Raw genomic sequence first — 13681 nt, forward strand, 5'->3', positions numbered from 1 at the left:
CGGACTATGAAAATCATGATGTGCCCGCTCAACGGGCCGCGCAATATCAGCGAGTTCACCTACGGCGGCGAGTTCAAGCCCATGCCCGATCCGGTCAACTGCAGCGACGCCGAATGGGCCGACTACGTGTTCAACACCGACAACCTCGCCGGTGTAGTGCGTGAATGGTGGATGCACACGCCGTCCAGCTACTGGTTCCTCGCCGAGCGCCACACCGTCACCGACGAGATCCTGCGCACCTTCGATCCCAAGGAACTGTTCACCCACCGCGTCGACTTCAACACCCCCCAGGAGATCGCCGGATGAACCGCCTCCCCGCCCCCATGGGCCTGCTGATCCAACGCGATCAGCCACTCGATTTCAGTTTCGACGGCCACCCCTACCAGGGCCTGCAGGGCGACAGCATCGCCAGCGCCCTGCTCGCCAACGGGCGCTTTCTGATGTCGCGCTCGTTCAAATACCACCGCCCACGCGGGCCGCTGAGCATGGCCGGCCAGGACGCCAACAGCCTGGTGCAATTGCCCCAGGAACCCAATGTGCTGGCCGATGCCCACGCGCTGAGCAACGGCCTGGCGGTGACCGCGCAGAACGTCAACGGCACGCTGGACCACGACCGCGATGCCTATATGGGCAAGTTCTCCAAATTCATGCCGGTGGGTTTCTACTACCGCTCGTTCTACAAGCCCAAGGGCATGTGGAAAGTGTGGGAGCCGATCATCCGTAAAAAAGCCGGCCTGGGCGTGCTCGACCTGAACTTCCAGCCCGAGTACTACGACAAGGCCTACCTGTTCACCGACCTCGCCGTCATCGGCGCCGGCCCCGCCGGCTTGCAGGCGGCGCTGACCGCCGCGAATGCCGGGGCGAAGGTGCTGCTGATCGAGCAGCAGCCGATCCTCGGCGGTTCGCTCACTTATGCGCGTTTCGATATCGCCGGCACCCGCGCCGACAACCTGCGCCGCGAATTGCTCAGCGCGGTGCAGCAACACGCGAATATCCAGGTGCTCACCGAGGCCACCTGCAACGCCTGGTTCACCGACAACTACCTGCCGGTGATCCAGGGCAAGCGCCTGTACAAGGTGCGCGCGCAGCAGTGCCTGGTGTGCAGCGGCTCGTTCGACCAGCCGGTGATCTTTCGCAACAACGACCTGCCGGGGGTGATGCTGACCAGTGCCGCGCAACGCCTGATCAAGCTCTACGCCGTCAAGCCCGGCAAACGCGCGGTGGTGCTCACCGGCAACGATGACGGTTACCTCGCTGCCCTCGACCTGCATGACCAGGGCGTGGACGTCGCCGCCCTGATCGACCTGCGCCACGCCCCCGCCGACCAGGCCCTGGCCGGCGCGCTGGCGCAGCGCAAGATCCGTTGCCTGACTAACAGCACGGTGTTCGAGGCCTTGCATGAAAAAGGCCTGCGCCATGTGAAGGGTGTCGATGTGCGCCAGATCACCGCTCAGGGCCAGGTCAGCGACAAGGGGCAGGTGATCGACTGCGACCTGCTGTGCATGTCGGCCGGCTATATGCCGGTGTACCAACTGCTGTGCCAGGCCGGCGGCAAATTGGCCTATGAGGACTCGCGTGCGGAGTTCAGCCTCAGCGGCCTGCCGCAGAACCTGAATGTGGCCGGTTCGGTCCACGGTCGGCACCAACTGGACAATGTGCTGGCGGACGCGAGCAACGCCGCCCACGACATCGCCTTCGCCCTCGGCTTGAGCCCTGCCGCAGCGCGTACCCCGCTGCGTAGCGAAGCCCAGGTCAACTTCAACTGGCCGATCTTCCCGCACCCCAAGGGCAAGGATTTCGTCGACTTCGACGAAGACCTGCAAGTGGCGGATATCGTCAACGCCACCCGCATCGGCTACCGCGATGTGCAGTTGGTGAAACGCTACTCCACCGTCGGCATGGGCCCGTCCCAGGGCCGCCACTCGGCGTTGCCGACCGCGCGCCTGGTGGCCTGGGCGACCCAGCGCAATATCAGCGAAACCGGGGTCACCACCGCACGGCCGCCGTTCGTGGCGGAGAAACTCGCCCACGTCGCCGGGCGCGCCTTCGCCCCCTACCGGCAAACGCCGATGCATGCGCGGCACCTGCAGGCCGGGGCGAAGATGATGCCCGCCGGCATCTGGCAGCGCCCGGCCTATTACGGCAAGGCCGAGGACCGCGACGCGTGCATGCAGGCCGAGGCCCTGCATGTGCGCAACAAGGTCGGGCTGATCGATGTGTCCACCCTCGGCGGCCTGGACGTGCGCGGCCCGGATGCCGCCGAACTGCTCAACCGGATGTACACCTTCGCGTTTCTCAAGCAGCCGGTGGGCCGTTCGCGTTATGCGCTGATGACCAATGAACACGGGGTGGTGATCGACGACGGCGTGTGCGCGCGGCTGGCCGACAAGCACTTCTACGTCACCGCCACCACCAGCGGCGTCGACCGCATCTACCAGCAGATGCTCAAGTGGAACGCGCAATGGCGCCTGGACGTGGATGTGACCAACGTCACCGCCGCGATCTGTGCGGTGAACGTGGCCGGGCCGGATTCGCGCAAAGTGCTGGAACAGTTGTGCAGCGACCTCGACCTGAGCGCCGAGGGTTTCCCTTACCTCGGCGTGCGCCAGGGCACGGTGGCCGGGATCAAGGCGCGGCTGCTGCGGGTCGGTTTCGTCGGCGAACTGGGTTATGAAATCCACGTTGCCGCACGTCATGGCCTGGCATTGTGGGATGCGTTGATGGCCGCCGGCAAAGCCTTCGACATTCGCCCCTTCGGCGTCGAAACCCAGCGCCTGCTGCGCCTGGAAAAAGGCCACGTGATCATCAGCCAGGACACCGACGGCATGACCCACCCGGCGGAAATCGACATGGGCTGGGCGGTCAGCCGCAACAAACCGTTCTTCGTCGGCCGCCGCTCGGTGGACATCCTTGAAGCCCAGCCGCTGAAACGCAAACTGGTCGGCTTCAGCTTGCCCAAGGGCAGCGTGCAGCCGCTGGAAGGCCACCTGGTGCTCAACGGCCCGGACATCAGCGGCAACGTCACCTCGTGTGAATACTCCGCCAGCCTGGGCCGGATCATCGGCCTGGCCTACGCCGGGATCGACCAGAGCACACCGGGGCAATGCATTCCGATTCGCGTCGAAGGCGGCATCGTCGTCCAGGCCGAAGTGGTGCAGCTACCGTTCTTCGACCCCACCAACCAACGCCAGGAGGGTTAAGCCATGACCAGTCTGAAAGCCCACGAATTGCTCACGCCGCCCTGCCGCCTGATCGACCAGACCGACCTGCCCCGGGTCGGCTTTCGCGGCGCACACAGCGCCGAGTACCTCACGGCCCGCGGTTTCACCCTGCCCGACGCGCCCAACCGAGCGACCGCGCAGGCGGACGGCAGCTGGGTGGCGCGCCTGTCACAGAACGAATACCTGCTGCTGGGCAGCCCGGCGGATCAAGGCCAGCGCATCGCCGATGAAGAAGCGCGCTGGGAACTCGACCACCGCGCCCACTACCTGCTGCCGCGCCAGGACAGTCATGCTTGCGTGCTGCTCAGCGGCGCGGTGATTGCCCAGGTGATGGCCAAGCTGTGCGGCGTCGATCTCAGTTTTCCGGCCTTCAAGCCGGGGGCGGTGGCGCAGACGGCGGCGGCACGGATCAATGTGATCGTCATCCACTCGGGAAGCGTGGACGCGCCAGCGTTCCACATCCTCTGGGACCGCGCCTCGAAGGACTACTTCGACGGCGCGTTGCGGGATGCGTTGGAGGAGTTTGGCGGGGTGGGGCTTGCCGATCGCACGTAAAACCAGGGTCAACGCGGCGCTCTCGGGGTTTTCGCGAGCAAGCTCGCTCCTACAGATGACCCCGTAGCCGTAGGAGCGGAGCTTGCCCGCGAGGGTCGTTAACGATGACGCGGTAAGCCAGGATTAACGCAGCGGCCTCAGGTTTTTCGCGAGCAAGCTCGCTCCTACAGATGACCCCGTCGCCGTAGGAGCGGAGCTTGCCCGCGAGGATCGTTAACGATGACGTGGTAAGCCAGGATTAACGCAGCGGCCTCAGGTTTTTCGCGAGCAAGCTCGCTCCTACAGATGACTCCGTCGCCGTAGGAGCGGAGCTTGCCCGCGAGGGTCGTTAACGATGACGCGGTAAGCCAGGGTCAACGTGGCGCTCTCGGGTTTTTCGCGAGCAAGCTCGCTCCTACAGATGACCCCGTCACCGTAGGAGCGGAGCTTGCCCGCGAGGATCGTTAACGATGACGCGGTAAGCCAGGGTCAACGTGGCGTTCTCGGGTTTTTCGCGAGCAAGCTCGCTCCTACAGATGACCCCGTCGCCGTAGGAGCGGAGCTTGCCCGCGAGGGTCGTTAACGATGACGCGGTTAGCCAGGGTCAACGTGGCGCTCTCGGGTTTTTCGCGAGCAAGCTCGCTCCTACAGATGACCCCGTCGCCGTAGGAGCGGAGCTTGCCCGCGAGGATCGTTAACGATGACGCGGTAAGCCGGGGTCAACGTGGCGTTCTCGGGTTTTTCGCGAGCAAGCTCGCTCCTACAGATGACCCCGTCGTCGTAGGAGCGGAGCTTGCCCGCGAGGATCGTTAACGATGACGTGGTAAGCCAGGATTAACGCCGCGCTCTCGCCAGAAAAACCTGTTCAGTCGGTATATCCCAACCGCCCCGCCCTGACCGCCTGCGTGTGCTGACGCGTCGCCAGGCAGCAACCGATGAGGATCACGCCCGACAGCGTCACACGCCCCCAGTTTTTCACACGACTGATCCGTAGCTCTGGCGCTAATCTGATCGGCTAATGTGCCGCATAGCCAATAGCCATTTATCTCCTTTACCCCAGTATTTATTGGTTACAAGACCAAGAATTGACGTTCATCGGGCGCTTGAAAAAGCAGTTGCATGCTTTGTATTACGGTATACCATAATACCTACAAACCTATAAAAACCGCCCCACCGCCGAGGACCGTCCCATGATCGATGCCGCTATCTACAAACAAGTGATGGGTTCGTTTCCGTCCGGGGTCACCGTGATCACCACGCTCGATGACGACGGGCAAATCGTCGGGCTGACCGCCAGTGCTTTCAGCTCGTTGTCGATGGACCCGGCGCTGGTGCTGTTCTGCCCCAACTACAGCTCCGACTCGTACCCGGTGTTGATCAAGAACAAACGCTTTGCCATCCATGTGCTCTCCGGCGGCCAGCAAACCGAAGCGTATGCCTTTGCGCGCAAGGGCAAAGACAAGGCCCAAGGCCTCGAATGGACGCTCAGCGAGCGGGGCAATCCGATCCTGGCGAATGCCACGGCGGTGATCGAATGCGAGCTGTGGCGCGAGTACGAAGGCGGCGACCACGCGATCATGGTCGGCTCGGTGAAGAACCTCATCGTGCCCCAGCAGAACGCCGCGCCACTGGTGTATTGCCACGGCAAGATGGGCGCATTGCCCATGCCGGCTTAAGCCACACACAAAACTTTGTGGGAGGGGGCTTGCCCCCGATAGCGGTGGGTCAGCTACAGATAAGCTGGCTGTTCCTCCGCCATCGGGGGCAAGCCCCCTCCCACAGTTTGATTGCGGGGTGTCAGCCCCTCCCAGTGGCGTGAGACCACGCGATCATGGTCGGCTCGGTGAAGAACCTCATGCACGTTGAGGATGATCAGCACAGCCACCAGAATCACCGGTAGGCTGGCAATCACCGCAAAGGCCAGGATCAGTTTTTGTTTTATGTTCATCGGGCTCGCCTTCCTTGTGAGGTGGGGGTGCAACCGTTGGAGAGAAAAGTTTTGTGGATATTCCATATTATGGTATACCAACAATCAATCCGCCGAACAGCCGTTATCCCCGGCAAGCGTTACAACGGCGAGAGCACTTAAGGGCCCGCGGTCGACAGGCCGATCACAATAGATCCGAGGTACGCGTCATGAAGTTTTCCCTGTTCGTACACATGGAACGTTGGGACGAGAGCATCAGCCACCGCCAGTTGTTCGAAGACTTGACCGAATTGACCCTGATGGCCGAAGCCGGTGGCTTCAGCACCGTATGGATTGGCGAACACCACGCCATGGAATACACCATCTCGCCAAGCCCGATGCCGTTGCTGGCTTACCTCGCGGCCAAGACCACCACCATTCACCTGGGCGCCGGCACCATCATCGCGCCGTTCTGGCACCCGCTGCGGGTGGCGGGTGAATGCGCCTTGCTCGACGTGATCAGCAACGGCCGCATGGAAGTCGGCCTGGCCCGTGGCGCCTACCAGGTTGAGTTCGACCGCATGGCCGGCGGCATGCCCGCTTCCAGCGGCGGCCAGGCGCTGCGCGAAATGGTCCCGGTGGTGCGCGCGTTGTGGCAAGGCGACTACGCCCACGACGGCGACATCTGGAAATTCCCCACCTCCACCAGCGTGCCCAAGCCCGTACAGAAGCCCAACCCGCCGATGTGGATCGCCGCCCGCGACCCGGACTCCCACAACTTCGCAGTGGCCAACGGCTGCAACGTGATGGTCACGCCGCTGATGAAGGGCGATGAAGAAGTCCTGGACCTGAAAAACAAATTCCAGACCGCCCTCGACAACAACCCCGGCGTGCCACGCCCGCAATTGATGGTGCTGCGCCACACCCACGTACACGCCGCCGACGACCCGGAAGGCTGGAAAGTCGGGGCCAAGGCGATCTCCAAGTTCTATCGCACCTTCGATGCCTGGTTCGGCAACAAGGAAGTGCCGGTCAATGGCTTCCTGGCGCCAAGCCCAGAAGAAAAATTCGCCGGCCGCCCGGAGTTCGAGCTGGACAGCCTGCACAAGACCGCGATGATCGGCACCGCCGCAGAAATCATCCCGCGCATCAAGTACTACCAGGAACTGGGCGTGGATGAGTTCAGCTTCTGGTGCGACAACAGCCTGCCCCATGCCGAGAAGAAAAAGTCCCTGGCGCTGTTTATCGAGCAGGTCGTGCCAGCGTTTCGTTGATCGGTGAATAACCAAGCCGCTTGCCTCTTCACGGAGCAAGCGGCTTTTTTCTAGGCCGCGCCTTGCTGGTATTCCCGCGGCGTACAGCCAAACTCACGGCGAAACACCGTATGCAGGTACTGCGCCGACTTGAAGCCACACTGCTGCGCCACATCGGCAATCGCCAGGGCGTGGTTTTCCAGGCCCTTGGCGGCGGCGGCGAGTTTGAAGCGCAGGATCTCGTCATGCACGCTGCACCCGCGTGTCTTGCGAAAGTGCAATTCCAGGGATGAACGCGATACACCGACATACGCCGCGACCTGGGCGGTCTTGATGCCCTGGCAGGCGTACTGGCGGATGAACAGCAGCGCCTGCATCACATACGGATTGCCCAACGGCTGATGCAAGCTGGAAGCCTGCACATTGATTGCATCCGGCGGCACCAGGATCTGCGTGCCGGTGCAGGGTTTGCCGTGCAGCATCTGATGCAGCAGCGCGGCGGCCGTGCGGCCCATGGTTTCCGTGCCCTGGATCACCGAACTCAGCGGCACCCGCGTGAGGGTGCGGGTCAGCGGGTCGTTGTCGATGCCGATCAGCGCCACCTCCTCCGGCACGGCGATACCGGCAGTGAGGCAGGCCTGCAGCAATTGCCGGGCGCGGGCGTCGGTGACGGCGATGATGCCGATGGGCTTGGGCAGGCTTTGCAGCCAGGCGATCTGCTGCTCCACCGCGCTGTCCCACAACGGCGCGCTGGTGCCCAGGCCGCGGTACACCTCCACCGGCAAACCATCACGTTGCAGCAGGCGCTTGAAGGCCTTTTCGCGCTCCTGGGCCCAGCGATTGGCCTGGGCTGGCGGCAGGCTGAAACAGGCAAACCGGGTCAGTCCGGCCTCGATCAAATGCTCATACGCCAGCTTCATCAGCGCATGGTTGTCGGTGGCCACGTAGGGGATGCCCCTGGGGTAGGCACGCGCATCCTCATAGGAACCGCCCACCGCCACCACCGGCAGCTTGATATCGGCCAGTGCCTCGCCGATCAGCGGGTCGTCGAAGTCGGCAATGATGCCGTCGCCCTGCCAGCGCTCGATGCCTTTGAGGCGGCACAAAAAATCTTCCTCCAGGAACAAATCCCAGGACGCGCGGGTGCTGCTCAGGTAATTGCCGATGCCGGTGATGATGCCGCGGTCATAGATTTTGCTGCCGTTGAACAGCAAGGCGATGCGGTGGACGGGCGGTAGGGTTTTCATTGTTTTTGTCCTGAGGCCGGTCGCCACAGGTTAGACCCCGCCACTCAAAATCGCACTACACCTTGACGATTTTCATAATCGCCGGGCCCAGTGCCGTTGCTAGTATCCAGACACCGCCAAGAACAATAAGGAACACGCCATGACGTACTTCCCCGGTGTCGAGAAGGTTCGCTTCGAAGGCCCCGCCAGCGACGCCCCCCTCGCCTTTCGCCACTACGACGCCAACAAACTGATCCTCGGCAAACCGATGCGCGAACACCTGCGCATGGCCGCCTGTTATTGGCACACCTTCGTCTGGCCCGGCGCGGATATGTTTGGCATGGGCACCTTCAAGCGCCCGTGGCAGCGCAGCGGCGAGCCGATGGAAGTGGCGATCGGCAAGGCCGAGGCGGCCTTTGAGTTTTTCTCCAAGCTGGGCATCGACTACTACAGTTTTCACGACACCGACGTGGCGCCGGAAGGCAGCTCGCTCAAGGAATACCGCAACCACTTCGCGCAGATGGTCGATCACCTCGAACGCCACCAGGAACAGACCGGCGTCAAACTGCTGTGGGGCACCGCCAATTGCTTCAGCAACCCGCGCTTTGCCGCCGGCGCCGCGAGTAACCCGGACCCGGAGGTGTTCGCCTACGCCGCCGCCCAGGTGTGCAGCGCGATGAATGCCACGCTGCGGCTCAAGGGCGCCAATTATGTGCTGTGGGGCGGCCGCGAAGGTTACGAAACCCTGCTCAATACCGACCTCAAGCGCGAGCGCGAACAGCTCGGGCGCTTTATGCACATGGTGGTGGAGCACAAGCACAAGATCGGCTTCAAGGGCGACCTGCTGATCGAACCCAAGCCCCAGGAGCCGACCAAGCACCAATACGATTACGACAGCGCCACGGTGTTCGGCTTCCTGCATGAATACGGCCTGGAACACGAGATCAAGGTGAATATCGAGGCCAACCACGCGACCCTGGCCGGGCACAGCTTTCATCATGAGATCGCCACCGCCGTGTCCCTCGGGATCTTCGGCAGCATCGACGCCAACCGCGGCGACCCGCAGAACGGCTGGGACACCGACCAGTTCCCCAACAGCGTCGAGGAGATGACCCTCGCGACGTATGAAATCCTCAAGGCCGGCGGCTTCAAGAATGGCGGCTACAACTTCGATTCCAAGGTGCGCCGCCAGAGCCTGGACGAGATCGACCTGTTCCACGGCCACGTCGCCGCCATGGATGTGCTCGCCCTGGCGCTGGAACGCGCGGCGGCGATGGTGCAGAACGATCGGTTGCAGCAGTTCAAGGACCAGCGCTATGCCGGCTGGCAGCAACCGTTGGGCCAGGCGGTACTGGCCGGCGAATTCAGCCTGGAATCCCTGGCCGAACATGCGTTTGCCCACGAACTCAACCCGCAGGCCGTGAGTGGTCGGCAGGAGATGCTGGAGGGCATCGTGAATCGATTTATCTACACCTGATCACGCAGCCCTCTGCGTAGGAGCGAGCTTGCTCGCGAAAAACGTCAACGATGACGCGTGATGCCTGGATAAACGTGTCGAGTTCGCGATTTTCGCGAGCAAGCTCGCTCCTACACAGGGGGCGGCGGTGACATTTGCGCGACAAATCTACGCACAGAGCGTCGAGGGACGCTCTACAGTTCTACCCGCATCACGCTGTGTCTTTCCAACAACAATAAAAGGACGCACCACCATGAAGTCATTTAAACGCACCCTGCTCGCCTCTGCCCTGGCCCTGCTCGCCCTGCCGGTCATGGCCGATCCGGCCCATCCGAAAATCGGTTTTTCCATCGACGACCTGCGCCTGGAACGCTGGTCCCGCGATCGTGACTACTTCGTCGCGGCGGCGGAAAAACTCGATGCCAAGGTGTTTGTGCAGTCGGCCGATGCCAACGAGCAGAAGCAGATTTCCCAGATCGAAAACCTGATCTCCCGCGGCGTCGACGTGATCGTGATCGTGCCGTTCAACGCCACCGTGCTGACCAACGCCATCGCCGAAGCCAAGAAGGCCGGGATCAAGGTGGTGTCGTATGACCGCCTGATCCTCAACGCGGATATCGACGCCTACATCTCCTTCGATAACGAAAAGGTCGGCGAGATGCAGGCCAATGGCGTGCTGCAGGCGGCGCCCAAGGGCAACTATTTCCTGCTCGGCGGCGCGCCCACCGACAACAATGCCAAGGTCCTGCGCGAAGGCCAGATGAAGGTGCTGCAACCGGCCATCGACAAGGGCGACATCAAGATTGTCGGCCAGCAGTGGGTCAAGGAATGGAACCCGACCGAAGCCCTGAGCATCGTCGAAAATGCCCTGACCCGGAACAACAATAAGATCGACGCCATCGTCGCCTCCAACGACGCCACCGCCGGCGGTGCGATCCAGGCCCTGGCCGCGCAGAAACTGGCGGGCAAGGTGCCGATCTCCGGGCAAGACGCCGACCTCGCCGCCGTCAAGCGCGTGATCGACGGCACCCAGACCATGACCGTGTACAAGCCGCTCAAACTGATCGCCACCGAAGCCGCCAAGCTCTCGGTGCAACTGGCGCGCAACGAAAAGCCCACCTACAGCTCGCAATACGACAACGGCAGCAAGAAAGTCGACACCATCCTGCTCACCCCGACCCCGCTGACCAAGGCCAATATCGACCTGTTGGAGAAGGACGGCTTCTACACCAAAGAGCAGATCGGCCTGTAGGAGCGGGCTTGCCCGCGAAAAACGTCAACGATGACGCGGGCATCCTGGATGTGCGCGTTGCCTGAGGGTTCTTCGCGAGCAAGCTCGCTCCTACGGGAAACCGCGTTTCTTCGGCCTTTTGTGTGAGCCATCGCCATGTCGCACTACCTGCTGCAAATGAACGGCATCGTCAAACGCTTTGGCGGTGTCAACGCGCTCAACGGCATCGATATCAAGGTACGGCCGGGGGAATGTGTCGGCCTGTGCGGCGAGAACGGTGCCGGTAAATCCACCTTGATGAAGGTGCTGTCGGCGGTCTATCCCCATGGCACCTGGGACGGCGAAATTCCTCTGGGATGGCCAGCCGCTCAGGGCCCAGTCGATCAGCGAAACCGAGGCGGCCGGCATCGTCATCATTCACCAGGAACTGACCCTGGTGCCGGACCTGTCGGTGGCCGAGAACATCTTCATGGGTCACGAGCTGACCCTGCCCGGCGGGCGCATGAACTACCCGGCGATGCTGCACCGCGCCGAAGCGTTGATGCGCGAGCTGAAGGTGCCGGACATGAACGTCGCGCTGCCGGTGTCGCAGTATGGCGGCGGCTACCAGCAACTGGTGGAAATCGCCAAGGCCCTGAATAAACAGGCGCGCCTGCTGATCCTCGACGAGCCCTCCTCGGCCCTGACCCGCTCGGAAATCGAGGTGCTGCTGGAGATCATCAAGGGCCTCAAGGCCAAGGGCGTGGCCTGCGTGTACATCTCCCACAAGCTCGATGAAGTGGCGGCGGTGTGCGACACCATCACGGTGATCCGCGACGGCCAGCACATCGCGACCAGCGCCATGGCCGACATGGATATCCCCCGGATCATCACGCAGATGGTCGGGCGCGAAATGAGCAACCTCTACCCCACCGAGCCGCATGAGATCGGTGAGGTGATGTTCGAAGCGCGCCATGTCACCTGCTACGACGTCGACAACCCCAAGCGCAAACGCGTGGACGACATCTCCTTCGTACTCAGGCGCGGGGAAATCCTCGGCATTGCCGGGCTGGTCGGCGCCGGGCGCACGGAGCTGGTCTCGGCCTTGTTCGGCGCCTACCCCGGCCGCTACAGCGCCGAAGTCTGGCTCGATGGCCAACTGATCGACACGCGCACGCCGCTCAAATCGATCCGCGCCGGGCTGTGCATGGTGCCCGAGGACCGCAAGCGCCAGGGCATCATTCCCGACCTGGGCGTGGGCCAGAACATCACCCTGGCGGTACTCGACACCTACGCGCACCTGACGCGCATCGACGCCGAGGCCGAACTGGGCAGCATCGACCGGCAGATCGCGCGCATGCACCTCAAGACCGCCAGCCCGTTTTTGCCGATCACCAGCCTGTCCGGCGGCAATCAGCAAAAGGCCGTGCTGGCGAAAATGCTCATGGCCAAGCCCAAGGTGCTGATCCTCGACGAGCCCACGCGCGGGGTGGATGTGGGCGCCAAGTATGAGATTTACAAACTGATGGGCGCGCTGGCGGCCGAAGGCGTGGCGATCATCATGGTCTCCTCGGAACTGGCCGAGGTGCTCGGCGTGTCCAACCGCGTGCTGGTGATCGGCGACGGCCAGTTGCGCGGGGATTTCATCAACGAAGGCCTCACCCAGGAACAGGTCCTCGCCGCTGCGCTCAGCCAAAATAATAATGATCGGAAGACCGCTTAGATGAATCAGCTCAAACAGCTGTTTACCCGCTACAAAATGCTCGCGTTGGTGATCGCCGTGGCGTTCATCTGGCTGTTTTTCAGCTGGCAGACCGAGGGCGGCTTCCTCACCCCGCGCAACCTGTCCAACCTGCTGCGGCAGATGTCGATCACCGGGATTCTGGCCTGCGGCATGGTGCTGGTGATCATCAGCGGCGAGATCGATTTGTCGGTGGGCTCGATGCTCGGCTTGTTGGGCGGGCTCGCGGCGATTCTGGACGTGGTCTATCACCTGCCGCTGCTGGCCAACCTGAGCCTGGTGGCGCTGTGCGGGTTGATGATCGGTTTGGCCAACGGCTACATGACCGCGTACCTGCGCATCCCGTCGTTTATCGTCGGTTTGGGCGGCATGCTGGCGTTTCGCGGGATTCTGCTGGGCATCACCGGCGGCACCACCATCGCGCCGGTGTCGCCGTCGCTGGTGTACGTGGGCCAGGGCTATCTGCCGCATGCGGTGGGCATCGGCCTCGGGATTTTGCTGTTTGCCCTGACCCTGTTTTTGACCTGGAAACAACGGCGCAACCGTGCACTGCATGGCTTGGCCTCACACTCATTGACTCGCGACGTGCTGCGCGTGGCGGTGATCGGCGCGGTGCTGGCCGGGTTCGTCACCATCCTCAACAGCTACGACGGCATCCCGGTGCCGGTGCTGCTGTTGCTGGTGTTGCTCGGCGTGTTCAGCTACGTCACCAGCCAGACCGTATTCGGCCGCCGCGTGTATGCGGTGGGCAGCAACATGGAAGCCACGCGCCTGTCGGGCATCAACGTGCAGGCCGTCAAACTGTGGATCTTCGGCATCATGGGCGTGATGTGCGCCCTCGCCGGCCTGGTCAACACCGCACGCCTCGCCGCCGGTTCACCGTCGGCAGGCAACATGGGTGAACTCGACGCCATCGCCGCCTGCTTTATCGGCGGCACCTCCATGCGCGGCGGCTCGGGCACGGTGTATGGCGCGCTGCTCGGGGCGCTGGTGATTACCAGCCTGGATAACGGCATGTCGATGCTGGATGTGGACAGTTACTGGCAGATGATTGTGAAGGGCAGCATTTTGGTGCTGGCGGTGTGGGTGGATGTGAGTACGCGGGCGGGTCGGCGATAAACCCCACTCTCCCAT

The 13681-nt window shown here is 62.8% G+C and carries 10 protein-coding genes and 1 pseudogene; 9 read left to right on the forward strand and 2 right to left on the reverse strand.

Going from position 1 to position 13681, the window contains the following annotated elements; genetic code table 11:
- The first annotated feature begins 6 nt into the window (after positions 1–6).
- From ACVWZP_RS09110 to ACVWZP_RS09125, 4 genes are all read left to right on the forward strand, one after another.
- Positions 7–306, forward strand: a complete 300-nt coding sequence (locus ACVWZP_RS09110) for a sarcosine oxidase subunit delta (protein WP_057005905.1) — start codon at positions 7–9, stop codon at positions 304–306.
- Positions 303–3200, forward strand: coding sequence for a 2Fe-2S iron-sulfur cluster-binding protein (locus ACVWZP_RS09115; protein ID WP_457369687.1), 2898 nt, complete (start codon positions 303–305; stop codon positions 3198–3200). The genes ACVWZP_RS09110 and ACVWZP_RS09115 overlap by 4 nt, the downstream gene beginning before the upstream one ends.
- A 3-nt stretch (positions 3201–3203) precedes the next feature.
- Positions 3204–3776, forward strand: a complete 573-nt coding sequence (locus ACVWZP_RS09120) for a sarcosine oxidase subunit gamma (protein WP_457369688.1) — start codon at positions 3204–3206, stop codon at positions 3774–3776.
- Positions 3777–4945: 1169 nt separating this feature from the next.
- Positions 4946–5431, forward strand: a complete 486-nt coding sequence (locus ACVWZP_RS09125) for a flavin reductase family protein (protein ID WP_057005908.1) — start codon at positions 4946–4948, stop codon at positions 5429–5431.
- Between the two features lie 53 nt (positions 5432–5484).
- On the opposite strand, the gene ACVWZP_RS09130 is transcribed toward ACVWZP_RS09125, so the two are convergent.
- Complete coding sequence (locus tag ACVWZP_RS09130) at positions 5485–5703, reverse strand: hypothetical protein (RefSeq protein ID WP_046383925.1); 219 nt, start codon at positions 5701–5703, stop codon at positions 5485–5487.
- Positions 5704–5891: 188 nt separating this feature from the next.
- Between ACVWZP_RS09130 and ACVWZP_RS09135 the strand changes: the two genes are divergently transcribed.
- Positions 5892–6935, forward strand: a complete 1044-nt coding sequence (locus ACVWZP_RS09135; RefSeq protein WP_046383926.1) for an LLM class flavin-dependent oxidoreductase — start codon at positions 5892–5894, stop codon at positions 6933–6935.
- Positions 6936–6985: 50 nt separating this feature from the next.
- On the opposite strand, the gene ACVWZP_RS09140 is transcribed toward ACVWZP_RS09135, so the two are convergent.
- Complete coding sequence (locus tag ACVWZP_RS09140) at positions 6986–8161, reverse strand: XylR family transcriptional regulator (protein ID WP_324746022.1); 1176 nt, start codon at positions 8159–8161, stop codon at positions 6986–6988.
- A 139-nt stretch (positions 8162–8300) separates the two neighbouring features.
- Here ACVWZP_RS09140 and xylA point away from each other — a divergent pair, with 139 nt between their 5' ends.
- From xylA to ACVWZP_RS09160, 4 genes and pseudogenes are all read left to right on the forward strand, one after another.
- Positions 8301–9617, forward strand: a complete 1317-nt coding sequence (gene xylA, locus ACVWZP_RS09145; protein WP_017847899.1) for a xylose isomerase — start codon at positions 8301–8303, stop codon at positions 9615–9617.
- Positions 9618–9849: 232 nt separating this feature from the next.
- Entirely contained in the window at positions 9850–10848 is a 999-nt protein-coding gene (gene xylF, locus ACVWZP_RS09150; RefSeq protein WP_017847900.1) for a D-xylose ABC transporter substrate-binding protein, read from the forward strand.
- A 135-nt stretch (positions 10849–10983) separates the two neighbouring features.
- A pseudogene (gene xylG / locus ACVWZP_RS09155) lies at positions 10984–12529 on the forward strand (D-xylose ABC transporter ATP-binding protein).
- Positions 12530–13666 carry a sugar ABC transporter permease gene (locus ACVWZP_RS09160; RefSeq protein ID WP_057005910.1) on the forward strand — a complete coding sequence of 379 codons (1137 nt, stop codon included), beginning with the start codon at positions 12530–12532 and terminating at the stop codon, positions 13664–13666.
- Positions 13667–13681 lie beyond the last annotated feature (15 nt).

It is taken from the genome of Pseudomonas sp. TE36184, assembly GCF_054060055.1.